Origin of the sequence: Micromonospora sp. NPDC048063 (assembly GCF_043202855.1) — a bacterium.
Lineage (GTDB): Bacteria > Actinomycetota > Actinomycetes > Mycobacteriales > Micromonosporaceae > Micromonospora.
The window spans coordinates 253138-277199 of the sequence record NZ_JBIDBG010000002.1; the positions used below are offsets into that span (position 1 = coordinate 253138).

Genomic DNA, 24062 nt, shown 5'->3' on the forward strand with positions numbered 1-24062 from the left:
ACCAGGGGGCCGACCGTTCGCGGTCGGCCCTCAGTCGTTGTAGAGCGGGTAGTTGCCGCCGGCCCAGAGGATGCCGCTGCCGATGATGTTGAGCACGCCGAACGCGATCGCCAGCCAGCCGAGCACCGGCGACTGGCCGAAGCGCTTGGCGTCCCGGATCGACAGGTAGCCGAAGACGATCCCCAGGATGCCGCAGCAGAGCAGGCCGAGGATGATGCCGAGCACGCCCCAGAGCGTGGTGCGGTCCTGGCCGGCCGCGGGCGGTGGCGGCGGGGGCGGCGGGTACGGAGCGTTCACGGCTTCCCTCCGGGCGTCGGTGCCGCGACTTCGGTCGCGTCCCTGGGCCGAGGCTAGACCGGATCGGGGGCGGGAGACGGTGGATCACGGAACTCGCCGTCGCTCGGGGGCGGTATCGGACTGCCACCACGCGCGCGGCATGCCAGAGTAGACCCGATGTCCTCCGTCACCCCTGATCAGCCGAGCCGCCCCGGCGTCGAGGCCGGCACCGACGCCCGGCCGGCCGCGCCCGCCGGGCGGGGCCGGCGGGTGCCCGCGCCGCGCAGCGGCGAGCCCCCTCGCAGCCGCGCCCCGCTGGCCGTCGCCGCGGCGGTCGCCGCCGGCTGGGCGGCGCTCACCTCGTGGCTGCCGGTGGTGGTCGTGCTCTGGCTGTTCCAGCTCAGCGAGGACGCTGCCTCCGTGCCGGGCGCGCTCCGCGCCGGGCTGGCCGGCTGGCTGCTCGGGCACGGCGTCCCGCTCGACACCGGCGCCGGCCCGCTCGGGCTGGCCCCGCTGGCGCTGACCGCGTTGGTGGTCTGGCGACTGACCCGGGCCGGCGTGCACACCAGCCGGGCGATCGGCGCGCGCGGTGGGGGGTCGCCCCGGCAGGCGCTCGTCGCGGCCGGCGCGGTCGGCATCGCGTACGCGCTGATCGGCGTGCTCGCGGCGGTGCTGGCCGGTGCGGGCGGCCCCGGGGCGTCACCGGTCCGCGCCGGGGTCACCCTCGCGGTGCTGGGCACGCTCGCCGCCCTGGTCGGCTCGGTCCGGACGACCCGCGTCGCCGGCCTGCTGGCCGCGCGGTCCCCGGAGCCGCTGCGTGACGGGATCCGCACCGGGCTGGTCGCCGGGCTGCTGCTGCTCGCCGCGGGCGGCGGGGCGGCGGGGCTCGCCGTGGCCACCGGAGGCGGTGACGCCGCCGACCTCATCGGGGCCTATCGCACCGGGGTCGCCGGGCAGGCCGGGATCACCCTGGTCAGCCTCGCCTACGCGCCCAACGCCACCATCTGGTCGGTCAGCTACCTGCTCGGGCCGGGTTTCGCCGTCGGCACGGACACGGCGGTCCGCACCAGCGAGGTGTCCGTCGGCGCGCTGCCGGCCGTCCCGCTGCTGGCGGGGCTGCCGCGCGGCCCGGTCGACGGCATCGGGGCGGCCCTGCTCGCGGTGCCGGTCCTCGCCGGGATGGCGGCGGGCTGGCTGCTGGCCCGCCGGCTGCTCCGGCTCGCCGCCGACGACCGGACGCCGCTGCGTTGGGGCCCGCTGCTCGGGCCGGCGGCGCTCGCCGGGCCGGTGGCCGGCGTGCTGCTGGGCGCCGCCGCGGCGGCCTCCGCCGGGTCGCTGGGTGGCGGCCGGCTGGCCGAGGTGGGGCCCGTCGCCTGGCAGGTGGCCGGCGTGGCGACCGCGGTCATCGCGGTGGGCGCGCTGCTGGGCGCCGCCGCAACCCGGGCGCTCTCCCGCCCCGCCGACCCGCCCCGCGCCCGTTGAGGCCCGCCGGTACGCGGAAGGGGCGCCCCGGCCGAGCCGGGACGCCCCTTTCGTGCCGTGCCGGTCAGGGCTGATAGGTGACCCCGAAGATCAACAGGGCGATCTGGAGCAGGCCCAGCGCGGCGCCGATGGCGCCGCAGATCAGGCCGGCGAGGGCCTGACCCTGGTTGTCGGCCAGCCCCTGGGCGGCCTTCTGCTTGCCCATCCAGCCGGTCACCCCGGCGGCGATGCCCAGCGGGATGCCGAGATAGCAGCAGACCAGCGGGATCGACGCGATGCCGAGGATCATCGACACCAGGCCGAGGGTGTTCTGCTGCTGCCCCGGCCCCTTGCCGGCGAACCCGGCGTTCGGGTACATGGGCGGCGGCGGGTACGCCTGCTGGGCGTACGGATCCTGGTACGGCTGCTGCCCGTACGGCTGGCCGGAGGTCGGCGGCTGGCCGTACGGCTGGCCGGAGGTCGGCGGCTGCCCGTAGGGCTGGCCGGAGGTCGGCGGCTGCCCGTACGGCTGGCCGGAGGTGGGCGGCTGGCCGTAGGGCTGGCCCGAGGTGGGCGGCTGGCCGTAGGGGTTCTGCGGTGCGGCGTACGGGTCGTTCGGCTGCCCGGAGGTGGGCTGCTGACCGTACGGCGCCGCCGCCGGCGGGGCGTACGGGTCGTGGTGCGGCGCGGTCGGGTCCTGGTGCGGCTGCTGACCGTAGGGATCCTGACCGGGGTAACCGGGCTGCATGCGAACTCCTCGCAGTTCTGTCAGTAGGTGCTGGCCGAGCTGCCGCCGCCAGCCAATCCGGCGAGGCCACCGAGCAGGCAGCACACCAGAACGATCACGTACCAGCTGATGCCGACGATCAGCGCCCACTTGGACCACTTCTTCGACTCGGCGGCCGCGGCCTGGGCCCCGGCGTAGTCGCCCTGCTGCAGCAGGGTGTTCACCTTCGAGGCGTTGATGATGGCCGGGATGGCCAGCGGCCAGAAGAGGAAGATGGCGACGATCGACATCGCCATGTTGTTGTTGACCGGCGGTTGCTGCTGCGGCTGGTATCCGGGCTGCATCTCGGCGTACTCCTCATTCCACTCGACACCCCTGGGGTGCCGGATCACTGACGGGTGCGGGCCGGACGCGTGCGCCGGTCCCGAGCGACCGGCAGCGTACCCGGTTCTGCCCAATCACGTCGTCGGTGAATGTCGCGCTGCCCAGCGGATGGAACCGTCGGCCTGCCCGATAGGCTGGTCAGGTGACCGAGCCCGCGTCCGCCGCCCGCATCGTCGTCCTCGTCTCCGGCTCCGGGAGCAACCTCCAGGCCCTGCTCGACGCCTGCGCCGATCCGGCGTACGGGGCCCGGGTGGTCGCCGTCGGGGCCGACCGCGACGGCATCGCCGGGCTGGACCGGGCCGCCGCGGCGGGTGTGCCGACCTTCGTCGAGCGGGTCGCCGACCATTCCACCCGCGAGGACTGGGACGCCGCGCTGACCGCCCGCGTCGCCGAGTACCGGCCCGACCTGGTCATCTCCGCCGGCTTCCTCAAGCTGGTCGGCCCGCGCTTCCTGGCCGCCTTCGGCGACCGCTACCTGAACACGCACAACACGCTGCTGCCGGCGTTCCCCGGCATCCACGGTCCGCGCGACGCCCTCGCCTACGGCGTGAAGGTCACCGGGGCGACGTTGTTCTTCGTCGACGCCGGAATGGACACCGGCCCGATCGTCGCGCAGGTCGCCGTGCCGGTGCGCGACGACGACGACGTGGAGACGCTCACCGAGCGCATCAAGGACGCCGAGCGGCACCAGCTCGTCGAGCAGGTGGGCCGCCTGGTCCGCGAAGGTTGGACGATCACCGGAAGAAAGGTCACGGTCCCGTGAGTTCCACTCAGGACGAACGCCGCCCGATCAGGCGGGCGCTGGTCAGCGTCTACGACAAGACCGGCCTGGTCGAGCTGGCCCGGGCGCTGCACGCGGCCGGGGTGGAGATCGTCTCGACCGGCAGCACGGCCTCGACCATCGCCGAAGCCGGAGTGCCGGTGACCCCGGTGGAGGCGGTGACCGGCTTCCCGGAGATCCTCGACGGCCGGGTCAAGACGCTGCACCCGAAGGTGCACGGCGGGCTCCTCGCCGACCTGCGCAAGGACTCGCACGCCGCCCAGCTCGACGAGCACGGCATCGCGGGGATCGACCTGCTGGTCTCCAACCTCTACCCGTTCCAGGCCACGGTCGCCTCCGGCGCGGGCGTCGAGGAGTGCGTCGAGCAGATCGACATCGGCGGGCCGGCGATGGTCCGGGCGGCTGCCAAGAACCACGCCTCGGTCGCCGTGGTGACCGACCCGGCCGCGTACCCGGCCCTGCTCGCCGCGCTCGACGAGGGCGGCTTCACCCTGGCCCAGCGCCGCGTGCTGGCCGCCCAGGCGTTCGCGGTCATCGCCGAGTACGACGTGGCGGTGGCCGAGTGGTGCGCCGCCGTGCTGGCGCCCGAGCAGGACGGCTGGCCGGGCTTCGCCGGGCTGGCGCTGCGCCGCTCGGCGGTGCTGCGCTACGGCGAGAACCCGCACCAGGCGGCGGCCCTCTACGTCGACCCGTCCAGCCCCGCCGGGCTCGCCGAGGCGGAGCAGCTGCACGGCAAGGAGATGTCGTACAACAACTACGTCGACGCGGACGCCGCGTGGCGGGCGGCCAACGACTTCGCCGACCAGCCGGCGGTGGCGATCATCAAGCACGCCAACCCGTGCGGCATCGCCGTCGGCGCCGACGTGGCCGACGCGCACCGCAAGGCGCACGCCTGCGACCCGGTGTCCGCGTACGGCGGGGTGATCGCGGTCAACCGGCCGGTCTCGGTCGAGCTGGCCCGGCAGGTCTCGGAGATCTTCACCGAGGTGCTGGTGGCGCCCGGTTTCGACGAGGGCGCCGTGGAGGTTCTCCAGGGCAAGAAGAACATCCGGCTGCTGCGCGCGCCGGCCTTCGACCCGCTGCCGGCCGAGTGGCGGCAGGTCACCGGGGGCGTGCTGGTGCAGATGGCGGACCGGATCGACGCCGACGGCGACGACCCGGCCAACTGGCGACTGGCCGCGGGCGAGGCGGCCGACGAGGCGACCCTGCGTGACCTGGCCTTCGCCTGGCGGGCGGTGCGCGCGGTGAAGAGCAACGCGATCCTGCTGGCGAAGGACGGGGCGACCGTCGGCGTCGGGATGGGCCAGGTCAACCGGGTCGACTCGGCGCAGCTCGCGGTCAGCCGGGCCGGGGCGGAACGCGCCCGCGGCGCGGTCTGCGCCTCCGACGCGTTCTTCCCGTTCGCCGACGGTCCGAAGATCCTCATCGACGCGGGCGTCCGAGCGATCGTCCAGCCGGGCGGCTCGATCCGTGACGAGGAGGTGATCGCCGCTGCCAAGCAGGCCGGCGTCACCATGTACTTCACCGCCACCCGCCACTTCTTCCACTGACCCCCCAGCCCTCTACCTCCCCCGCCCCTCACCCCCTCGCTTCCCGGCGATCTTGCACTTTGTGCCCCGGCATACGGGACGAAGCACGCGATTCGCGGGCACAAAGTGCAAGATCGCGGCGGCGGGGGCGGGGTGGGTCAGGGGGTGGGGCGGAGTTCGGCGAAGTGGCACGCCGAGGGGTGCGGGTCCGCGGCGCGGAGCACCGTGTGCGGCTCCTCGCGGGCGCAGACCTCCTGGGCCTTCCAGCAGCGGGTGCGGAAATGGCAGCCGCTCGGCGGGTCGGCCGGGCTCGGCACGTCCCCGGTGAGCCGGATCATGGTGCGCCGGTCGCGGGCGTCCGGGTCCGGCACCGGCACCGCCGACAGCAGCGCCTGCGTGTACGGGTGGGTGGCCCGCTCGTAGATCTCGTCCTCGGTGCCGATCTCCACGATCTTCCCGAGGTACATCACCGCGACCCGGTCGGAGATGTGCCGGACCACCGACAGGTCGTGGGCGATGAAGACGTACGACAGGCCGAACTCGTCCTGGAGCTGCTCCAGCAGGTTGATCACCTGCGCCTGGATGGACACGTCGAGCGCGGAGACGGGCTCGTCGCAGACGATGATCTCGGGCCGCAGGGCGAGCGCCCGGGCGATGCCGATGCGCTGCCGCTGACCGCCGGAGAACTGGTGCGGGTACCGGTTGATGTGCTCCGGGTTGAGGCCGACCACGTCGAGCAGTTCCTGCACCCGCTGCCGCCGGCTGCCCTTCGGCGCCGCGTCGGGGTGGATCTCGAACGGCTCGCCGATGATGTCGCCGACCGTCATCCGTGGGTTCAGCGAGGTGTACGGGTCCTGCATGACCATCTGCATGTTGCGCCGCAGCCGGCGCAGTTCGGCGCCGGAGGCCTTGAACAGGTCCCGGCCCTCCAGGGTGGCCCGGCCCGCGGTCGGCGTCTCCAGCCGCATCAGCAGCCGGGCCAGGGTGGACTTGCCGCAGCCGGACTCGCCGACCACCCCGAGCGTCTCGCCGCGGCGCAGCTCGAAGCTGACCCCGTCGACGGCCTTGACCGCGCCGACCTGCTTCTGGAACAGCACGCCCTGGCGGATCGGGAAGTGCTTGACGAGGTTGTCGACGGCGAGGATCGTCTCGCCCCGGACCTTGGTCGGGCTAGCGGGCGCTGTCATCACGGACCTCCTGCGCGAAGTGGCACGCGCTGGTCCGGCCGTCGCCGAGGACCAGGTCGTGCGGCACCACGTCCACGCAGACCTGCTGCACGTACGGGCACCGGGGGTGGAAGGGGCAGCCGGACGGGATCCGCATCAGGTTGGGCGGCAGCCCCTTGATGGTGGAGAGCTGCTGACCCCGCACGTCCATCCGCGGGATCGACTCCAGCAGCCCCTTCGTGTACGGGTGGGCCGGCGCCCGGTACAGCGAGCGGACGTCGGCGTGCTCGACGATCCGGCCGGCGTACATGACGGCGATCCGGTCCGCGACGCCGGCGACCACGCCGAGGTCGTGGGTGATCAGGATCATCGCCATGTCGAGATCGCGACGCAGGTCGGCCAGCAGGTCCATGATCTGGGCCTGCACGGTGACGTCCAGCGCCGTGGTCGGCTCGTCGGCGATCAGCACCTTCGGGTTCATGGCCAGCGCCATCGCGATCATGACGCGCTGGCGCATGCCGCCGGAGAACTGGTGCGGGTAGTCCCCGAGCCGGTTGGCGGCGGCCGGGATCTTCACCAGGTCCATCAGCTCGACGGCCCGCCGGCGGGCGTCCGCCTTGGACATGCCCTCGCGTTGGCGCAGCGTCTCGCCGATCTGCCAGCCCACCGGGAAGACGGGGTTCAGCGCGGAGAGGGCGTCCTGGAAGATCATCGCGATCTCCTTGCCCCGCACCTGCCGGCGCTGCTCCTCCGACAGCTTCAGCAGGTCCCGACCCTGGTAGAGGATCTGACCGGAGCGGATCAGCGCCGGGGGAGTGTCGAGGATGCCCATGATCGCCTGCGCCGTGACCGACTTGCCGGAGCCGGACTCGCCGAGCACGGCGAGCGTCTCGCCGGGGTCGAGGTGGTACGAGACCCCGTTGATCACCTTGGCCACGCCCTCGCCGGTGCGGAACTCGACGTGCAGGTCCCGTACGTCCAACAGGTGCCCGCCCTCGGGTGTCGGGGAGGCCGGCGTCGGCCGGACAGCGGACTGGCTCACGGTGCCTGCCTTTCGCTCGCGACTGCGGGGCTCGCTGCGCTCACTCCTCGCGCTCGCACGGGTTCCTGCCTTTCGCTCGCGACTGCGGGGCTCGCTGCGCTCGTTCGCATCCGTCACCGCAGTTTCGGGTCGAACGCGTCGCGGATCGCGTCGCCGAGCATGATGAACGCCAGCACGGTCAGCGCGAGGAACGTCGAGGGGACGACCAGCGGGGTGGCCGACTCCCGCATGTGCACCCGGCCGGCGTCGATGTCGATGCCCCAGGAGATCGTCGGCGCCTTCAGGCCGATGCCGAGGAAGGAGAGCGTCGCCTCGGCGGCGATGAACGAGCCGAGCGCGATGGTCAGCACCACGATCGCCGGGGCGAGCGCGTTCGGCAGGATGTGCCGCAGCATGATCCGGCCGTCGCCGGCGCCGAGCATCCGGGCCGCCGCCACGTAGTCCTGCTCCTTCGCGGTGATCACCGAGGAGCGGACGACGCGGGCCGCGGTGGTCCAGCCGAGGATCGCCAGCACGAAGATCACCGCGCCGATCCGGACCGCGGAGCTGTCGCTGTTCACCCGCTTCAGCAGCACGATCGCGGCGAGCAGCAGCGGGATGCCGAGCACGATGTCGATCACCCGGGAGAGCACCGCGTCGACCCAGCGGCCGAAGTAGCCGGCGACCATCCCGACGACGAGCGCGATCAGGCCGGTGAGCAGCGCGGAGAGGGCACCGACCAGCAGCGACGCGCGGGCGCCGTAGACCGCCCGGGAGTACGTGTCGCAGCCCTGGAAGTCGTACCCGAAGATCGCCCCGCCGGACGGGCCGGCGTGCTGGCGGGCCAGCACGCAGTCGCGGGGGTCGTTCGTGGTGAACAGGCCGGGCACGGCGGCCATGGCGGCGACCAGCACCACCAGGGCGAGGCTGATCCAGAAGATCGGGTTGCGGCGCAGGTCGCGCCAGGCGTCGCCGGCCAGGCTGCGCGGCTTCTGCGGTACGCCCGCCTGACCCGGCGCGCCCGGCTCGCCCGACGGCCCCCGCCGCGCGGCCTGGTTCTCCGAAGCAGCGACAGTCTCGAAGTCACTCATGCCAGCACCTCGCTGCGCTCGGCGCCGGCACGGAACGCCGCGTTGATGATTCGTTCGCTGCGCTCACTCATAGCGGATCCTCGGGTCGAGTACGGCGTACAGGACGTCCACCACCAGGTTGGAGACGAGATAGACCACGACGAGCACGCTGACGATGCCCACCACCAGTGGGCCGTCCTCGGTGCGGATGCCGCGGAAGAGGTTGAAGCCGACACCGGGGATGTTGAACACGCCCTCGGTGATGATCGCGCCGCTCATCAGGTTGCCCAGTTCGACGCCGAGGAAGGTGACCACCGGGATGAGGGAGTTGCGCAGCACGTGGACGCTGACGATGCGCCGCCTGGCCAGCCCCTTCGAGCGGGCGGTCCGGACGTAGTCGGCGCGCAGGTTCTCCGCCACCGAGGTCCGGGTCAGCCGCAGCGCGGTGGCCAGCGAGAGGGAGCCGAGCACGATGCCGGGCAGCAGCAGCGCGTACAGGTCGGGGTCGGCGCCGGCGGTGGGCGGGAAGAGCTGCCACTTGACGCCGAGCAGGTACTGGGCGAGGGGGGCGAGCACGATCGTGGGGATGCCGAGCACCAGCAGGGTCAGCAGCAGCGTCGAGTTGTCGAAGATGCTGGCCCGCCGGATGCCGGCGAGGACACCCGCGGTGACCCCGAAGACGATGGTGACGGCCATGGCGATCAGCGCCAGCTTGACCGTGACGGGCCAGGCGGCGGCGAGGATGTCGCCGATCGAGCGCCCGGTGAGCGACTGCCCGAGGTCGCCCTGCAGGAGGTTCTTGATGTAGTCGAAGTAGCGGTAGAAGAAGCCGCCGACCCCGGTCTGGTCGAGGTGGAACTTCTCCGTCAGGTATGCCCGCTGCGCGGCCGTGACCGGGCGCTCCCCGGCCAGCGCCTGGATGGGGTCGCCCTGGCCGGCGAACATCAGCGCGTAGACGATCAGCGTGGTCCCGAAGAACGCGAGGACCATCTGGAGCAGACGCCTCAGGATGAAGCGGAACATACTTGGCAGTCTCTCTGAAAAGGGGTGAAGAGGATGGCGGGTCGGGTCACCGTCCGTCGGTGACCCGACCCGTCGTGCCGCGCTGTTACTTGACGGCCTCGATCTTCAGCAGGTCGACCCGGTCGAAGAGGTCCATCTCCACGTTCTTGACCTTGGTCGAGTGGCCGAAGTTGTTCTGGCCGTACCGCAGCGGGATGACCGGCAGGTCCTTGGCGAGCAGGTCCTCCGCCGCCTGGTACTTCTTGACCGCCTCGTCCTCGTTCGCGGCGCTGGCGCCCTCGGCGAGCAGCTTGTCGAACGCCGGGTTGCTGTAGCCGTAGTAGTTCGACGAGCCGTTGCTGCTGTACAGCGGGCCCAGGTAGTTCTCCATGGACGGGTAGTCCATGACCCAGCCCATCCGGAACAGGCCGACCGGCTGCTTGGCCTTGAGCTTGGTCAGCAGGTCCGCGAACTTCGGCTCGGCGTTGCCCACGCAGTCCACGCCCAGGTTGGCCTTGAGCTGGTTGCAGGTCGCGTCGATCCAGTCCTTGTGGCCGCCGTCGCCGTTGTAGGACAGCTCGATCTTCGCCGGGCCGCCCGCGGCCTGGTACAGCGCCTTGGCCTTGGCCGGGTCGAACTCGCCGGCCTCGCCGATGGTGTTGTCGCGGTAGCCCGCGACGACCGGCGAGACGAACGAGCGGGCGGGCTGCTGCGAGTCCTTGAAGATCGACTTGGTGATCTCGTCCCGGTCGATCGCCATCGAGATGGCCTTGCGCACGTCCGGGTTGCTGAATTCCTTCTGGAACGTCGGGAACGCCAGCACCTGGAGCGACGAGGCCGGGCTCTGCTTGAACCGGTCACCGAGGTCGGTGCCGGCCGTCGACAGGTTCTCGGTCGGGATGGTCTTGATGACGTCCAGGTTGTCCGACAGCACGTCCGCGTACGCGGCGGTCGGCTGCTGGTAGATCCGGAACTCGACGCCGGCCACCTTCGGCTTCTCGCCGGGGAAGGCGTCGTACTTCTCGACCTCGACCTTGGCGTCGTGCTGCCAGGTCCCCTTCATCCTGAACGGGCCCTGGCCCACCGGCGCCTGCTCGTACCCCTCGGCCAGCACGCCGGGCGCGGAGAACGCGGCCTTCGGCATCGGGTAGAAGGCGGTGTAGCCGAGCATGGTCTTGAACTCGCTGTACGGCTCGGAGAGCGTGACGGTGAAGGTCAGGTCGTCGACCTTCTTCAGGCCGGTCAGCGTCTTGGCCTTCGGCGTCTCGCCCTGCAGGTCCTCGTAGCCGGCGATCTTCTCGAAGAAGTAGCTCGAGTTCTGCCCGTTCGGCGCGTAGGCGCCGTAGTTCCAGGCGTCGAGGTAGTTGTCGGCGGTGACCTTCTCGCCGTTGTGGAAGGTGTAGCCGTCCTTGAGCTTGACCGTCCAGGTCGTGTTGTCCTCGGACGTCACCGACTCGGCCGCCACCTCGTACGGCTTGTTGGCCTCGTCGTAGTCGACCAGCGGGCTGAACAGGGCACTGAGCACCTGTGAGCCGCTCGTCTCATTGGTGTTGGTCGGCACCAGGTGCTGCGGTTCGGCGATCTCGATCCGCACGGCCGCGTCGGGGTTGCTCTCGCCGGATCCGCCGTCGCCGCCCGAGCCGCAGGCCACCAGGCCCAGGGTCACCGCGAGCGGGAGGGCGGTCCAGGTAGCGAGCCTGCGCACGCGCATGTAGCCTCCTCATCTCCTCACGCTGCGCAGTCAGACCCGGCGCTGGGTTTACGCTACGCAACGTTGGGCAACGGTAGGTCGCGGGTTGGCGTTCGACAACGAGCGCGTTGCGAAGCGATAACGGAGCGGGCCCCGGGGCCTTGCGGCGGCCGATCTCTCCTGCTATAGCCGTCGGGTCGACAAATGTCGCCTCACCTGCGGGCTGTCGTGAGGCGGGTGGCTGTCGCCGCCGCCTCTCGGCCCTCCCGCGCCGCCCCGTCCCTGCTGTCCGGCGCCGTCCCCGTCGCGGTCGCGGCGTCCGGATGCGGCTGTGACCGAACCCACGCGCAGTAACTCACAGTGATGAAATGCACGTCACTCTTCGTGATCGGCCGGCTGGCTGGCGCAGGTCGTCGGATCACCGGGCTTCGACCGTGAGACGATCTGGGCGTGACGGCGACGCTTCTGGACGGCAAGGCGACCGCGGCCCAGATCAAGGACGAGCTGCGGACACGGGTCAAGGCACTGGCGGAACGCGGCATCACTCCCGGGCTGGGCACCGTCCTGGTCGGCGCCGACCCCGGGTCCCAGGCGTACGTCAACGGCAAGCACCGCGACTGCGCCGAGGTGGGCATCGCCTCGATCCGCCGGGAGCTGCCGGCCGACGCCACCCAGGAGCAGGTCGACGCGGTGCTCGCCGAGCTCAACGCCGACCCGGCCTGCCACGGCTACATCGTCCAGCTGCCGCTGCCGGGTCACCTCGACACCCAGCGGGTGCTGGAGCTGATCGACCCCGACAAGGACGCCGACGGCCTGCACCCGGTCAACCTCGGCCGGCTCGTCCTCGGCTACGAGGGCCCGCTGCCCTGCACCCCGCGCGGCATCGTCGAGCTGCTCCGCCGGCACGACGTGGCGCTGCGTGGGGCGAAGGTCGCCGTGGTCGGCCGGGGCAACACGGTCGGCCGCCCGCTCGGCCTGCTGCTGACCCGGCGCAGCGAGAACGCCACCGTGACGCTGTGCCACACCGGCACCCTCGACCTCGCCGCGCACACCCGCGCCGCCGACATCGTCATCGTGGCCGCCGGGGTGCCGGGCCTGCTCACCGCCGACATGGTCACGCCGGGCGCGGTGGTGGTCGACGTGGGCATCACCCGGGTGATCGGCCCGGACGGCAAGGGCCGCTACACCGGCGACGTCGCCCCGGAGACGGCCGAGGTGGCCGGCAAGCTGGTGCCGATGCCGGGCGGCGTCGGCCCGATGACCCGCGCGATGCTGCTGACCAACGTCGTCGAGCGCGCCGAACGCGACTGAGGTGTAAGGAAGGGCACCTTCCTAACGCCTGAGGTAGAGGAAGGGTCCCTTCCTTACACCTGCGGGGGCGACTGCGCCCGCGCGTACGGCCCATCGGGGTCATAACCGTCCGCCCCTGACCGGATCGGTGCCAGGATGACTGATACGGTCCGGAAAACCGACTGGTAGCAGGGAGTGGGACGACCATGGGTAAGAAGGTCACTGTCGTCGGGGCCGGCTTCTACGGCTCCACCACCGCGCAGCGCCTGGCCGAGTACGACGTCTTCGACACCGTCGTGATCACCGACATCGTGGAGGGCAAGCCCGCGGGTCTCGCCCTGGACCTCAACCAGTCGCGCGCGGTCGAGGGCTTCGAGACCAAGGTCGTCGGCGTGACCACGGGCCCGAACGGCGAGGGCTACGAGGCGATCGAGGGCTCGGACGTCGTGGTGATCACCGCCGGCCTGCCGCGCAAGCCGGGCATGAGCCGGATGGACCTGCTGGAGACGAACGCGAAGATCGTCCGCCAGGTCTCCGAGAACGTCGCCAAGTACGCCCCGAACGCCGTCGTCATCGTCGTGTCCAACCCGCTGGACGAGATGACCGCGCTGGCCCAGCTCGCCACCCAGTTCCCGAAGAACCGGGTGCTCGGCCAGGCCGGCATGCTGGACACCGCCCGGTTCACCAACTTCGTCGCCGAGGCGCTGAGCGTACCGGTGAAGTCGGTGAAGACCCTGACCCTCGGCTCGCACGGCGACACGATGGTGCCGGTGCCGTCGAAGAGCACGGTGAACGGCAAGCCGCTGCGCGACGCGATGCCGGCCGAGCAGATCGAGGAGCTGGTCGTCAAGACCCGCAACGGCGGCGCCGAGGTGGTCGCGCTGCTCAAGACCGGCTCGGCGTACTACGCCCCGTCCGCCGCCGCCGCCCGCATGGCCAAGGCCGTCGCGGAGGACTCCGGCGAGGTCATGCCGGTCTGCGCCTGGGTCGACGGCGAGTACGGCATCTCCGGCATCTACCTGGGCGTCGAGGCGGAGATCGGGGCCGAGGGCGTCAAGCGGGTCGTCGAGACCGACCTGGACGCCGACGAGCTGGCCAGCCTGAAGGAGGCCGCCGAGGCCGTCCGCGCCAAGCAGGCCGACGTCGCCAACATGTGATCCGTCACGCGACGAGGGGGCACGCCGGTCCGCCGGCGTGCCCCCTCGTCGTCGCGCCCCTACAGCGCCACGAACGCCTCGCCGAGGTGCGGGGTGGCGAGCACCGCGGGGCCGCGCGCGGCCAGGTCGCGCAGCAGCGCCACCCGCGACGCGCAGGCCGCCGCGGCGTCCTCCTCGTGGGCGTACGCCAGCTCCGGGGCGACCAGTTGCACGGCGTGCACCAGCAGGTCGCCGGTGACCAGCAGCCGCTCGTCGTCGACCTCCAGCAGCACCGACTGGTGTCCGGGCGTGTGCCCCGGCGTCGGCAGCAGCCGTACCGTCGGATCGAGCCGCACCTCGCCGTCGACCACCCGGAGCTGGCCGGCGGCGCGTAACGGCGCGACCAGCCCGGCCGGCAGCCCGGGGTTGATGCTCTCCACGGCGGCCAGCTCGGCCCGTTGGAGCACGTAGTCGGCGTTCGGGAAGTATGGCGTGCCCGGCGAACCGGTGACCGCCCAGCCGATGTGGTCGGTGTGCAGGTGGGTGAGCACCACCGTGCGCACGTCGGCCGGGTCGATGCCGGCGGCGGCGAGTTCGGCCGGCAGCCGCCCGGGCACCGGCGCCCAGCTCGACGCGGGGGCGCCGGCCGGGCCGATCCCGGCGTCGACCAGGGTCACCGGGCCGTCCCCGGCGCGGATCGCGAAGCTGCGGAACGGCAGCCACCACCGCCCGTCGGCGGTCACCGTGGCCGGGTCCCGCCGGTCGGCCGCGCGCCAGTGTTCCGGCGTGGCGTCCGGGAACGCCTCGGCGCGGGGCTGGAAGAACGGCCCCTCGCCGTCGGTGAGCGCGGTGACCGTGATAGACCCGAGGGTGCGGCGCGGTGGCATCGGGCGATGGTGCCAGCGCGGTCCCGTGCCGTGCCACCCCGTTTTTCCGGCCGACCGAGGCCGGCTGGGGGCTGCAAGCCAGTTTCCAGTACGCTCGTACTGCTTGAGCACGAGTCCCCCGAGAGGAGCGCCGGCCGATGGCGAAGATCAAGGTAAACAACCCGGTCGTGGAGCTCGACGGCGACGAGATGACCCGGATCATCTGGAAGCAGATCCGGGAGCAGCTGATCCTGCCCTACCTCGACGTCGACCTGCACTACTACGACCTGTCGATTCAGTACCGCGACGAGACCGACGACCAGGTCACCGTGGACGCCGCCAACGCCATCAAGCAGCACGGCGTCGGCGTCAAGTGCGCGACCATCACCCCCGACGAGGCCCGGGTCGAGGAGTTCGGCCTGAAGAAGATGTGGCGGTCGCCGAACGGCACCATCCGCAACATCCTCGGCGGCGTCGTCTTCCGCGAGCCGATCATCATGTCCAACGTGCCGCGGCTGGTCCCCGGCTGGACCAAGCCGATCATCATCGGCCGGCACGCCCACGGCGACCAGTACAAGGCCACCGACTTCGTCGTCCCCGGCCCGGGCACGGTGACCATCACCTACACCCCGACCGACGGCTCCGCGCCCGTGGAGATGGAGGTCGCCAACTTCCCCGGCGGCGGCGTCGCCATGGGCATGTACAACTTCGACGAGTCGATCCGGGACTTCGCCCGCGCCTCGATGCGCTACGGCCTGGACCGCGGCTACCCGGTCTACCTGTCGACGAAGAACACCATCCTCAAGGCGTACGACGGCCGGTTCAAGGACATCTTCGCCGAGGTGTTCGAGAACGAGTTCAAGGCCGAGTTCGAGGCCGCCGGCATCAGCTACGAGCACCGGCTGATCGACGACATGGTCGCCGCCGCGCTGAAGTGGGAGGGCGGCTTCGTCTGGGCCTGCAAGAACTACGACGGTGACGTGCAGTCCGACACCGTCGCGCAGGGCTTCGGCTCGCTGGGCCTGATGACGTCGGTGCTGATGACCCCGGACGGCCGTACGGTCGAGGCCGAGGCCGCACACGGCACCGTCACCCGGCACTACCGGCAGTACCAGAAGGGCGAGAAGACCTCGACCAACCCGATCGCCTCCATCTACGCCTGGACCCGGGGCCTGGCCCACCGGGGCAAGCTGGACGGCACCCCGGCGGTCACCGAGTTCGCCAACACCCTGGAGCAGGTCATCATCGACACCGTCGAGGGCGGCCAGATGACCAAGGACCTCGCGCTGCTCATCTCGCGGGACGCCCCGTGGCTGACCACCGACGAGTTCATGAACGCCCTGGACGAGAACCTGGCGCGCAAGCTCTCCGCCTGATCCTCCAGGCGCCCCTTGGCGGCACCGTTGTGGTGCTGCCGCCGACAGGAGCCCGCCGGCACCCGCCGGCGGGCTCCTGCCCTTCCTCCCGGAGCCCTCTCCCCGCCTTCCCGATTCCTCGCACAGGAAGGGGGCGGGGTCGGGAGTGAGTCGGGTCGGGGGCTCGTCACGCCGGAGCCTGGTCGAACAACCGGCCCACGGCGAGCCACAACGATCAGTTGTGCGCGCCTAGGGTGAACCGGTGGACACCGAGGCGTTGCGATCGTTCGTCCGGGCGGCCGAGCTCGGACAGTTGCAGCGCGCGGCCGAGGAACTGGGCGTCACGCAGCAGGCAGTCTCCAAGCGAATCGCCGCCCTGGAGCGCGAGCTGGAAGTCCGTCTGTTGACACGTACCGCCCGAGGGGTCGAGCTGACGCTCGACGGTCGGGCGTTTCTCCCCCACGCGCGGAGCATCGTCGCGGGTGTCGAGCGCGCCATCACCGCGGTCAGGCCGGGCTTCCGGGCCCTTCGGATCGACGTTCTCGGCCTGCGAAGCGCGCAGGCCGTCGTTCTGCACGACTACTGGCGGTCGCATCCCGAAATCAATCTCGACGTGGTGACCCTCCGGGTCGACGACCCACGCGTGGCGGTCGCCGCCGTCGAAGCGGGCGACGTCGACGCCTCGTTCCGTTCCGTCACCGCCCTGGACGCACTGCCGCCCGACGTGCAGATGATCCACGCGTTCGACTCTCCGCTGGAACTTCTCGTCGGCCCGGGGCATCCGCTCGCCTCCGCGCGAAGACTGACGCCACCACAGTTGCGCAGGCACCGGATATGGGTGCCGGGGATCGCGCCCCGAAGCGAATGGGCGGATTTCTACGATCAGCTCACCACCGAATTCGACCTGCGCATCGACGCGGCAGGCCCGCACTTCGGCGACGAAGTGCTCCTGGACACCCTCGCGGCCTCCGCGGACGTGGCCACTCTCGTGGGGGCACGCGACCGGTACGTCTGGCCGACGAACCACGACCTACGCCGCATCCCTGTCGTGGGTCCGACCCTCGCGTACCCGATCTCTCTCATCCTCCCCAGAACGAATCCACATCCGGGGCTCCGGGGAGTCATCACCCACCTCCGAGCCCTGCCCGCGCTCCCTGGGACGGTCTGGCGCCCGTCCTGGGCGACGACGTCACGCAGCGGCGACAGCGGCAGCGCAGATGCTCGCAGGTCCCGGCCCCGACAAGGATGACCCGATCGGCTGCTGGCAGCAGTCGTCGCGTCACCAGCGCGCCCGGTGAGTCCTGTCCGGTCACCGGTACACCAGAAAGGATCCTGCATGTCCAGCGACCGTCTCATGCGCATCCACGGCGCCGAGTTCCAGGCCATGGCCGAGAGGGTCCTGCGGGTCACCGAACTCACCTCCCGCCTGAACGTCCTGCCCTTCGACGACGAAGCGGGCAGGGCGGAACTGTTCGAACAGATCTTCGGCAGGCCGCTGTCGAGGAGAGTCACGATCTATCCGCCCTTCTACACGGACCACGGCCTTCACCTGGACCTCGCGGAGCGCGTGTTCATCAACCAGAACTGCACGTTCCTGGACTACGCCGGCATCCGGCTCGGCGAGCGCGTGATGGTCGGACCAAGGGCCACGTTCATCACCGTCGGTCATCCGGTCGATCCTGCGGAGCGACGGGGGTGGCTGAGCGGCGGGCCCATCGATGTGGCGGAGAACGTGTGGATCGGCGCCGGTGCCACGATCCTTCCCGGCGTCAGCATCGGCCGTGACGCCGTGGTCGCCGCCGGCGCGGTCGTGACCGACGACGTTCCGGCGGCGAGCCTGGTGACCGGCCGGAAGGCAACCGTACGACGACGGTGGTGACGACCTGTCCGGGGCCACACCGAGCCCCGCTCACCGCCGAGTTTCCGCTGCCGACGACGCCGTGGCCAGCGACATCCGGGGCCCTGGGCATTCGGGGCGGCGGCGTGTCGGGGGTGACACGCCGCTGGCGTCACCTGCTTCGGCGCGCCTCGTTGACCTGGGTGGACGAGATGCCAGTCGCGTCCAGGAAGGTTGACCGCGGTCGCCTCGCGGCAAGCGTGCCGATCAGCCAACCTTCCCGGCTGTCGCGCACAGCCAGCCGTCCCTTCCCTGCGGGGGGCCCTGTCCCGGGCCCCCCGCGCCCTGTCTGCACCACCTTTTGCCTGACGCGCTGGTGCCACCAGACGTTAGGAAGGGGCCCTTCCTCTACCGTGGGCGTTAGGAAGGTGCCCCTCCTTTCGAACGGTGCGCAGGAGTTCGGCGGCGCGTTCCGGGGCGATGTCGTTGATGAAGACGCCCATGCCGGACTCCGAGCCGGCCAGGTACTTCAGCTTGTCCCGGGCCCGCCGGATGCTGAACAGCTGCAGGTGCAGGTGGCCCAGCTCGCGGTCGACGCGTACCGGGGCCTGGTGCCAGGCGGCGATGTAGGGCATCGGCAGGTCGAACAGCCCGTCGAAGCGGCGCAGCACGTCGAGGTAGAGCGGGCCGAAGGCGTCCCGCTCGGCGTCGTCGAGCGCCGGGATGTCCGGCACCGGCCGGTGCGGGGCCACGTGCACCTCGAACGGCCAGCGCGCCGCCGCCGGGACGTACGCGGTCCAGTGTTCGTTGGCGGCGACCACCCGGTCGCCCGCGGCCCGTTCGGCGGCGAGCACGTCGGCGTAGAGGTTGCGCCCGCCGGTGCGGTCGGCGTGCCGGCGGGCGGCGGCCAGCATCGCCCGGGTGCGTGGCGTCACGAAGGGGTACGCGTAGACCTGACCGTGCGGGTGGTGCAGCGTCACCCCGATCTCCACGCCCCGGTTCTCGAACGGGAAGACCTGCTCCACGCCGGGCAGCTCGCTCAGCACGGCGGTCCGGTCGGCGAGCGCGTCCAGCACGGTACGCACCCGGCGCGGCGGCAGGCCGGCGAAGGAGGCGTTGTGGTCGTCGGTGAAGCAGACCACCTCGCAACGGCCCCGGCCGGGCCGGACCGGGGTGAACGGCGTGATCTCGGCCGGCTCGTCGGCCACCCGGCCGCTCAGCGAGGGGAACCGGTTCTCGAAGACGGCGACGTCGTAGTCGGGGGCGGGGATCTCGCTGAGCCGACCGGCGGTGGTGGGGCAGAGCGGGCACTGGTCGGCCGGCGGGAGGAAGGTGCGGGTCTGCCGGTGCACGGCGACCGCCACCCACTCGTCGGTCAGCGGGTCGTGGCGCAGCTGCGACGCGGGCGGCGGCGGCGGCAGCTCGCGCCGGTCCGGCTGGTCGCGGACGACGTCGTCCCGCTCGTCGAAGTAGATCAGTTCGCGGCCGTCGGCCAGCTCGATCGCGGTGCGTTTCATCGCGCCACCCCCGTCGGCGTGGCCGCCCGCGCCCCGTCCGCCGCCGGCACGACCACCAGTTCGCCCACCCGGTCGCCGAGCGACCGCCGCGCCTCGGGAGGCAACCGGTCGTCGGTGACCAGCACGTGGGCGGCGGAGAGCTCGACGATGGCGGAGATGCCGACCGTGCCCCACTTGGTGTGGTCGGCGAGCACCACCAGCCGGTCGGCGGCGGCCACCAGCGCCCGGTCGGTCTCCGCCTCCATCAGGTTGGGCGTGGTGAACCCGGCCCGCTCGCTGATCCCGTGCACCCCGAGGAAGAGCAGGTCCAGGTGCAGCGACCGGATCGCGCCGACGGCCAGCGGCCCGACCAGGGCGTCGGAGGGCGTACGCACCCCGCCGGTGAGCACCACGGTCTGGTCCGGGCGGCCCCCGACGTGCAGGATCTCGGCCACCGGCAGCGAGTTGGTGACCACGGTCAGGCCCGGCACGTCGACCAGCCGGCGGGCCAGCTCGGCGGTGGTGGTGCCGGCGGACAGGGCGATCGCCGCGCCCGGCCGGACCAGTTCCGCGGCCCGCCCCGCGATGGCCGCCTTCTCCGCCAGCTGCCGCACCGACTTGGCCCGGAACCCCGGCTCGTCGGTCGAGCCGGGGCCGGCGACCGTGGCGCCGCCGTGCACCTTGGCCAGCAGGCCACGCTCGTGCAGCGCCTCCAGGTCGCGCCGGATGGTCATGTCGGAGACGCCGAACTCGACGGCCAGGTCGGTGACCCGCACCCCGCCCGTGGCGCGTACCCGGTCCAGGATGGCCGCCTGGCGCTGCTGAGCCAGCATCCGTCGCACCTCCGTGCTCCCCGCGCCCTCACGCGGTCAAACGTGTTCGAACAAAGACGAACACTAGCGCGGAGGAATGACCCACGGAAGGAACAGGGGCGGATCAACGGAAGGAAACGGGGGCGGCTCAGATGGACTGGAGCCGGGGTTCCACCCAGCCCGTCTCGGTCAGGTGGTGCAGGACGGCCTGGACCGCCTCGTCGACCGTCAGGTCACTGGTGTCGACCACCAGGTCCGCGTCGGTCGGCTCCTCGTAGGGGTCGTCGATGCCGGTCATCCCGGTGAGCAGGCCCGCCCGGGCCCGGGCGTACAGGCCCTTGCGGTCGCGCTGCTCGCAGACCTCCAGCGGGGTCGCGACGTGCACCAGCAGGAAACCGGCCCCGGCGGCCAGGGCCATCTCCCGGGCGGTCGCGCGCGCCTGTGCGTACGGGGCGATCGGGCAGCAGATGCCGACACCGCGGTGCCGGGCGATCTCGGCGGCCACCCAGCCGATCCGCCGCACGTTGAGGTCGCGGTCGGCCTTGCCGAAGCCCAGGCCGGCGGAGAGCTCCCGGCGCACCACGTCGCCGTCGAGCAGTGTGATCGTCCGGTCGCCCTGCTCGCGCAGCGCGTCGGCGAGGCCGCGCGCGATCGTCGACTTGCCGGAGCCGGAGAGCCCCGTCAGGAAGACCACCAGGCCCCGGTGCCGTCGGGGCGGACGGGCCCGGGCCAGCTCCCTCGCCACCGCCGGCGGGGTGTGCCACTCGGGCAGCGGGAAGCCCCGGTCCAGCAGGTCGTCGATCTCCGCCTGCGTCAGGGCCAGGCGCCGGTTGCGCGGCGGGATGTCCTCCCGCCAGCGCCACTGCCCGTCGCGGTTGTCGTAGGCCAGCTCGCGCGGCACCAGCACCCGCAGGCCCGCGCCCGAGAGCATCTCACCGGTGGAGAGCAGGTGCGTCACCCCGTACGCCGCCGACACCCGGGCCCGCAGCAGCGCGTCGCTGATCTCGTCGCGGCGCCGGCTGAGTGGCACGGCGACCAGCGTGGCCGGCGGCATCCGGTCCCGGGCGGCGAAGATGCCGCGCACCAGCGCCTCCGGGGGCAGCCCACCGACGCCGTCCTCGCCGACGGGGATCATCACCAGCAGGTGGGCGCCGAGGGTGCGGGCGGCGTGGGCGATCTGGGCGAGCTGCGGCCGGTGCAACGGGCGGTCGGCGACCACCCCGAGCACCCGGCCGGGCGGCAGCAGCGCGCGTACCTCCTCGGGGGTGCGGCGCAGCCGCTGGAACGGGCCGTGACCGCCGTCGCCGAGCCGGCGGACCGTGCCCCCGACACCCGCCACCCCGTCGCGGACCTGCCAGGCGTCGGCGACCTCCAGCACCGCGACCGGCGCGCCCTCGCCGTCGGTCAGCACCAGGGTGCGGCGCGCCTCGTCGCGCGGGTCCAGGCCCTGGGCGAGCGCCGAGGGCACCTGGAGCGTCACCGGCACTGGCCACGGGGTGCCGTCGGCGAGCCGGCCCCGGCGGCTCACCGAGACCAGGTCGGCGCGGGTCATGAAGCCGGTCAGCGGGGCGTACGCCCCGGTCAGCAGCAGCTCCAGGTCGGCGAGCTCGCCGGGGCGCGGCGTGTACGCCGGCGCGTCCCGGAGCACCTCGTCGGGCACCACCCAGCCGTTGCTCATCCATCCCCCAACCCGCTGACCGGCACACAGTTTCTCAGCCTGTCGGCGATCGGTCGAGAGCGCCACTCCACGCCACGCCACGCCGCGCCGCGCCGGCGGCCGGCGGCCGGCGGATCAGCGGAGCGGAGCCAGCGGTGCCGCGCCGAACGAGACGGCGAACCGCTTGCACCAGATCGAGACGCTGGTCACGCCGGTCAGGTCGACCTCGGCCGGGATGTCGTACCCCTGGTCGCCCCTGTTGCCCTTGAGCCGGCCCAGTTCGACCCACCGGCCGTCGTCGAAGACCCGCCAGCCGGCGGTGCCGGTCCGCACCGGTTGGTCGGTGAGCCAGACCCGCAGGTCCGGGCCGTTGGAGGTGGCCAGCCCGACCAGTTCCAGCCGGTGCCGCCCGTCAGGGGTACGGACGATCCGGGCGGTGCCCGAGGTGTCGTGCTCGTGGGTCACGAACTCGCCCCGGCTGATCAGGACCGGCCCGGTGGGGGAGGCCGTGGCGCCGGTGGTGGGAGCCGTCGGGCCCGGTGCCGCCTCCACGGTCGAGAGCGTCTCGTCGACCTCGTCGTCGGTGACCAGTTTCCAGGGCTGGAACCAGTAGAGGCCGAACGCCGACCCGGCGACGAGGACGACGGCCACGACCCAGGTCAACGGTGTGCGGAGCAGTCGCGTGAGCATGTGGACAGTCTGTCGGGCCAGTGCCGTCCTGTCACCGGTCGATGTCCTGCCGACCCGCCCGAGCCGGCCTCAAGCTGCCCCGGCCGGTCAGCGCCGCCTGATCCGGCGCCGCACGGCCCGGCGCAGCCGGTGCCAGAGCGCCCGCTCGTCCTCCACCACCGGGGCGGCGCCGTCGGCGGCGCAGCGCAGCAGCAGCGGCAGGCGGGCGTCCTCGGTCCAGCCGGCGCTGGTGACCCGGGCCTTCAGCGACCAGGTGCCCGCGGTGCGGCCCCCGTTGAGGGCGGTGAAGTCGATCGTGGCGGTGGCCCGGTGCACGACGTGCGCGGTGCCGTCGCCGGCGGGCACCCGCTCCGTGGCGAACGACACCGGCAGGAAAACCTCCTCGCTGGTCTGCCCGCGGCGGGCGACGACGTCCAGCCTGCTGCGGCCGAGCGCCCCGGTGAGGTCGCGCAGCTCCCGGTCCAGCCCGTCGACCGGGAGCACCAGCAGGTCCCGGCCGCCGTCCTCGGCGAAGGCGAGCGGCCGCCCGGCGGACACCAGCCGGGCGGAGACGTCGACGGTCAGCGTCCTGCCGGCCCGCTCGATGCGGTCGACGGCGCCGACGGCGCGGACGCCCGTCTCCCACTCGGCCAGCCGGCGCAGGTCCGCGACCCGGCCCTGCTCGGCGAGGTGCGCCAGCACCCGTTGCAGCGGGGGCAGGCCGGCGGCGACCTCGGGCGCGAACCGCTCCCGGATCACCCCCTGGATCTCCCGGACGACCTGCGCGAGCCACTCCTCGGGGGCGTCGAGCATCCGCCGGCCGCGTACCCGGTTGAGCATCTCGTTGCGCAGCCATCGCCGGTGCAGCCGGTCGCGCAGCGGCCCCGGCTCGGTGTGCGCGTCGACGATGTCGAGCGCCTCCCGCAGGCTGGCGTAGTACTCCGCCGGGTCCAGCCGGCTGGCCGTGACGTTCCCGGCGTCGCCGCGGCGGGCGTGGTGGTAGCAGGTGTAGTCCGACAGCACGCACGTCCGCCTCGACAGGAGGTACGACCGGACCACCATCCGGTGGTCCTCCAGGCGCCGCGGCGGCCCCTCCGGGAACCGCAGCCCGTGCTCGTCGAGGAAGGCGCGGCGGAACATCTTGTGGCAGGTGAGGCTGTCGATCAGCGGCGAGTTGGCGAGCGTGGCGTCGAACCGGTTCCGCCGGAACAGCTCGCGCGGCACGCCGCGCCCGTGCCCGGCCATCCGGCCGACCACCACGTCGGAGTCGTGGGCCCGCGCGCAGCCGTACATCCGTTCGAGCGCCTCGTCGCCGAGCCAGTCGTCGTCGTCGGCGAACAACACGTACTCGCCCCGGGCGTGCGCGACGCCGAGGTTGCGCGGCCGGGACGGCCAGCCCGAGTTCTCGATGCGCAGCACCCGGAAGTGCGGGTGCTCGGCGGCGATCTTCTCGAGCCGCTCGGGCGTGTCGTCGGTCGAGCCGTCGTCGACGAAGACCGCCTCGAACTCCGTCGCAGGCAGCGACTGGCGCAGCAGCGAGGCCACGAGTTTCTCGATGTGCGGCCCGCTGTCGTGCGTGGGAACCACCACGCTCACCTTGGGCAACGGCGTTTCGCCGGTCATGATCCTCCCCGTGTGTCGGTCGCCGGCGGACCCCGGTCCGTCCCGGCCAGCGGTGACCCCGCTCTAGAGTGGACGCATCACCGGCCGTCGAGGTTGCGGGCGGATTTCCGTGAGGTTCCCGGTCACGGGGACCGGACCCTAGGGGGCTCGGGCCGCGAGGATCAGGGGAGCGCCGGGGGCGTGCCGCTCCCAGCAGGGGCGTCGGCCTCCTACG

Annotated in this window: 22 protein-coding genes; 8 read left to right on the forward strand and 14 right to left on the reverse strand. The window is 72.3% G+C overall.

Annotation, left to right across the window (positions count from 1 at the left end; translation table 11 throughout):
- Positions 1 to 30 precede the first annotated feature (30 nt).
- Positions 31 to 297: a hypothetical protein gene (locus tag ACGFZ2_RS05935; RefSeq protein WP_357694308.1), complete on the reverse strand. Its 267-nt coding sequence runs from the start codon at positions 295 to 297 to the stop codon at positions 31 to 33.
- A gap of 156 nt (positions 298 to 453) precedes the next feature.
- On the opposite strand from ACGFZ2_RS05935, the gene ACGFZ2_RS05940 reads away from it, so the two are divergent.
- Positions 454 to 1758: a DUF6350 family protein gene (locus tag ACGFZ2_RS05940; RefSeq protein ID WP_393450635.1), complete on the forward strand. Its 1305-nt coding sequence runs from the start codon at positions 454 to 456 to the stop codon at positions 1756 to 1758.
- 64 nt (positions 1759 to 1822) lie between these two features.
- On the opposite strand, the gene ACGFZ2_RS05945 is transcribed toward ACGFZ2_RS05940, so the two are convergent.
- The gene (locus tag ACGFZ2_RS05945; RefSeq protein ID WP_393450638.1) at positions 1823 to 2485 is read right to left on the reverse strand and encodes a hypothetical protein; all 663 of its coding nucleotides are present in this window, start codon (positions 2483 to 2485) and stop codon (positions 1823 to 1825) included.
- Positions 2486 to 2505: 20 nt separating this feature from the next.
- The gene (locus ACGFZ2_RS05950; RefSeq protein WP_393261458.1) at positions 2506 to 2808 is read right to left on the reverse strand and encodes a CD225/dispanin family protein; all 303 of its coding nucleotides are present in this window, start codon (positions 2806 to 2808) and stop codon (positions 2506 to 2508) included.
- A 182-nt stretch (positions 2809 to 2990) separates the two neighbouring features.
- Between ACGFZ2_RS05950 and purN the strand changes: the two genes are divergently transcribed.
- Positions 2991 to 3611 carry a phosphoribosylglycinamide formyltransferase gene (gene purN, locus ACGFZ2_RS05955; protein WP_393261457.1) on the forward strand — a complete coding sequence of 207 codons (621 nt, stop codon included), beginning with the start codon at positions 2991 to 2993 and terminating at the stop codon, positions 3609 to 3611.
- Positions 3608 to 5179, forward strand: coding sequence for a bifunctional phosphoribosylaminoimidazolecarboxamide formyltransferase/IMP cyclohydrolase (gene purH, locus ACGFZ2_RS05960; RefSeq protein ID WP_393450641.1), 1572 nt, complete (start codon positions 3608 to 3610; stop codon positions 5177 to 5179). The genes purN and purH overlap by 4 nt, the downstream gene beginning before the upstream one ends.
- A 137-nt stretch (positions 5180 to 5316) precedes the next feature.
- On the opposite strand, the gene ACGFZ2_RS05965 is transcribed toward purH, so the two are convergent.
- The 5 genes from ACGFZ2_RS05965 to ACGFZ2_RS05985 form a co-directional block, all read right to left on the reverse strand.
- The gene (locus tag ACGFZ2_RS05965; RefSeq protein WP_393450644.1) at positions 5317 to 6345 is read right to left on the reverse strand and encodes an ABC transporter ATP-binding protein; all 1029 of its coding nucleotides are present in this window, start codon (positions 6343 to 6345) and stop codon (positions 5317 to 5319) included.
- Positions 6329 to 7366 carry an ABC transporter ATP-binding protein gene (locus ACGFZ2_RS05970; protein ID WP_393261449.1) on the reverse strand — a complete coding sequence of 346 codons (1038 nt, stop codon included), beginning with the start codon at positions 7364 to 7366 and terminating at the stop codon, positions 6329 to 6331. Before ACGFZ2_RS05970 ends, ACGFZ2_RS05965 begins: the two co-directional genes overlap by 17 nt.
- Before the next feature lie 113 nt (positions 7367 to 7479).
- Complete coding sequence (locus ACGFZ2_RS05975) at positions 7480 to 8436, reverse strand: ABC transporter permease (RefSeq protein WP_393261445.1); 957 nt, start codon at positions 8434 to 8436, stop codon at positions 7480 to 7482.
- 63 nt (positions 8437 to 8499) lie between these two features.
- Positions 8500 to 9438, reverse strand: a complete 939-nt coding sequence (locus ACGFZ2_RS05980; protein ID WP_393450647.1) for an ABC transporter permease — start codon at positions 9436 to 9438, stop codon at positions 8500 to 8502.
- Between the two features lie 85 nt (positions 9439 to 9523).
- Entirely contained in the window at positions 9524 to 11128 is a 1605-nt protein-coding gene (locus tag ACGFZ2_RS05985; protein ID WP_393450649.1) for an ABC transporter substrate-binding protein, read from the reverse strand.
- A gap of 429 nt (positions 11129 to 11557) precedes the next feature.
- On the opposite strand from ACGFZ2_RS05985, the gene ACGFZ2_RS05990 reads away from it, so the two are divergent.
- Together ACGFZ2_RS05990 and mdh are read left to right on the forward strand one after the other, a co-directional pair.
- On the forward strand, positions 11558 to 12418 hold the full coding sequence (locus tag ACGFZ2_RS05990) for a bifunctional methylenetetrahydrofolate dehydrogenase/methenyltetrahydrofolate cyclohydrolase (RefSeq protein ID WP_393261439.1): 861 nt from the start codon (positions 11558 to 11560) through the stop codon (positions 12416 to 12418).
- Positions 12419 to 12603: 185 nt separating this feature from the next.
- Positions 12604 to 13554 carry a malate dehydrogenase gene (gene mdh, locus ACGFZ2_RS05995; protein WP_393450652.1) on the forward strand — a complete coding sequence of 317 codons (951 nt, stop codon included), beginning with the start codon at positions 12604 to 12606 and terminating at the stop codon, positions 13552 to 13554.
- A gap of 59 nt (positions 13555 to 13613) precedes the next feature.
- Here mdh and ACGFZ2_RS06000 read toward each other — a convergent pair whose 3' ends face one another.
- Positions 13614 to 14420, reverse strand: coding sequence for an MBL fold metallo-hydrolase (locus ACGFZ2_RS06000; protein WP_393450655.1), 807 nt, complete (start codon positions 14418 to 14420; stop codon positions 13614 to 13616).
- Between the two features lie 137 nt (positions 14421 to 14557).
- Here ACGFZ2_RS06000 and ACGFZ2_RS06005 point away from each other — a divergent pair, with 137 nt between their 5' ends.
- The 3 genes from ACGFZ2_RS06005 to ACGFZ2_RS06015 all read left to right on the forward strand — a co-directional run bounded on the left by ACGFZ2_RS06005 (position 14558) and on the right by ACGFZ2_RS06015 (position 17633).
- Complete coding sequence (locus ACGFZ2_RS06005; protein ID WP_350703963.1) at positions 14558 to 15775, forward strand: NADP-dependent isocitrate dehydrogenase; 1218 nt, start codon at positions 14558 to 14560, stop codon at positions 15773 to 15775.
- Between the two features lie 241 nt (positions 15776 to 16016).
- Positions 16017 to 17003 carry a LysR family transcriptional regulator gene (locus tag ACGFZ2_RS06010; protein WP_393450658.1) on the forward strand — a complete coding sequence of 329 codons (987 nt, stop codon included), beginning with the start codon at positions 16017 to 16019 and terminating at the stop codon, positions 17001 to 17003.
- A gap of 105 nt (positions 17004 to 17108) precedes the next feature.
- Complete coding sequence (locus tag ACGFZ2_RS06015; protein ID WP_393450661.1) at positions 17109 to 17633, forward strand: DapH/DapD/GlmU-related protein; 525 nt, start codon at positions 17109 to 17111, stop codon at positions 17631 to 17633.
- 347 nt (positions 17634 to 17980) lie between these two features.
- On the opposite strand, the gene galT is transcribed toward ACGFZ2_RS06015, so the two are convergent.
- The 5 genes from galT to ACGFZ2_RS06040 form a co-directional block, all read right to left on the reverse strand.
- On the reverse strand, positions 17981 to 19108 hold the full coding sequence (galT, locus tag ACGFZ2_RS06020) for a galactose-1-phosphate uridylyltransferase (protein WP_393261428.1): 1128 nt from the start codon (positions 19106 to 19108) through the stop codon (positions 17981 to 17983).
- Entirely contained in the window at positions 19105 to 19920 is an 816-nt protein-coding gene (locus ACGFZ2_RS06025; RefSeq protein WP_393261426.1) for a DeoR/GlpR family DNA-binding transcription regulator, read from the reverse strand. Before ACGFZ2_RS06025 ends, galT begins: the two co-directional genes overlap by 4 nt.
- Before the next feature lie 127 nt (positions 19921 to 20047).
- Positions 20048 to 21577, reverse strand: a complete 1530-nt coding sequence (gene cysC / locus ACGFZ2_RS06030) for an adenylyl-sulfate kinase (RefSeq protein WP_393450664.1) — start codon at positions 21575 to 21577, stop codon at positions 20048 to 20050.
- Positions 21578 to 21691: 114 nt separating this feature from the next.
- The gene (locus ACGFZ2_RS06035) at positions 21692 to 22246 is read right to left on the reverse strand and encodes a DM13 domain-containing protein (RefSeq protein WP_393450667.1); all 555 of its coding nucleotides are present in this window, start codon (positions 22244 to 22246) and stop codon (positions 21692 to 21694) included.
- 87 nt (positions 22247 to 22333) lie between these two features.
- Positions 22334 to 23848: a glycosyltransferase family 2 protein gene (locus tag ACGFZ2_RS06040; protein ID WP_393450670.1), complete on the reverse strand. Its 1515-nt coding sequence runs from the start codon at positions 23846 to 23848 to the stop codon at positions 22334 to 22336.
- Between the last annotated feature and the right edge of the window lie 214 nt (positions 23849 to 24062).

Excerpts from the sequence above, each read along its gene's own strand:
- ACGFZ2_RS05940 (WP_393450635.1), top strand. The coding sequence starts at position 454 with ATGTCCTCCGTCACCCCTGATCAGCCGAGCCGCCCCGGCGTCGAGGCC.
- ACGFZ2_RS05945 (WP_393450638.1), bottom strand. The coding sequence starts at position 2,485 with ATGCAGCCCGGTTACCCCGGTCAGGATCCCTACGGTCAGCAGCCGCAC.
- ACGFZ2_RS05950 (WP_393261458.1), bottom strand. The coding sequence starts at position 2,808 with ATGCAGCCCGGATACCAGCCGCAGCAGCAACCGCCGGTCAACAACAAC.
- ACGFZ2_RS05965 (WP_393450644.1), bottom strand. The coding sequence starts at position 6,345 with ATGACAGCGCCCGCTAGCCCGACCAAGGTCCGGGGCGAGACGATCCTC.
- ACGFZ2_RS05975 (WP_393261445.1), bottom strand. The coding sequence starts at position 8,436 with ATGAGTGACTTCGAGACTGTCGCTGCTTCGGAGAACCAGGCCGCGCGG.
- ACGFZ2_RS05980 (WP_393450647.1), bottom strand. The coding sequence starts at position 9,438 with ATGTTCCGCTTCATCCTGAGGCGTCTGCTCCAGATGGTCCTCGCGTTC.
- ACGFZ2_RS05985 (WP_393450649.1), bottom strand. The coding sequence starts at position 11,128 with ATGCGCGTGCGCAGGCTCGCTACCTGGACCGCCCTCCCGCTCGCGGTG.
- mdh (WP_393450652.1), top strand. The coding sequence starts at position 12,604 with ATGGGTAAGAAGGTCACTGTCGTCGGGGCCGGCTTCTACGGCTCCACC.
- ACGFZ2_RS06000 (WP_393450655.1), bottom strand. The coding sequence starts at position 14,420 with ATGCCACCGCGCCGCACCCTCGGGTCTATCACGGTCACCGCGCTCACC.
- ACGFZ2_RS06005 (WP_350703963.1), top strand. The coding sequence starts at position 14,558 with ATGGCGAAGATCAAGGTAAACAACCCGGTCGTGGAGCTCGACGGCGAC.
- ACGFZ2_RS06015 (WP_393450661.1), top strand. The coding sequence starts at position 17,109 with ATGCGCATCCACGGCGCCGAGTTCCAGGCCATGGCCGAGAGGGTCCTG.
- galT (WP_393261428.1), bottom strand. The coding sequence starts at position 19,108 with ATGAAACGCACCGCGATCGAGCTGGCCGACGGCCGCGAACTGATCTAC.
- ACGFZ2_RS06025 (WP_393261426.1), bottom strand. The coding sequence starts at position 19,920 with ATGCTGGCTCAGCAGCGCCAGGCGGCCATCCTGGACCGGGTACGCGCC.
- cysC (WP_393450664.1), bottom strand. The coding sequence starts at position 21,577 with ATGAGCAACGGCTGGGTGGTGCCCGACGAGGTGCTCCGGGACGCGCCG.
- ACGFZ2_RS06035 (WP_393450667.1), bottom strand. The coding sequence starts at position 22,246 with ATGCTCACGCGACTGCTCCGCACACCGTTGACCTGGGTCGTGGCCGTC.
- ACGFZ2_RS06040 (WP_393450670.1), bottom strand. The coding sequence starts at position 23,848 with ATGACCGGCGAAACGCCGTTGCCCAAGGTGAGCGTGGTGGTTCCCACG.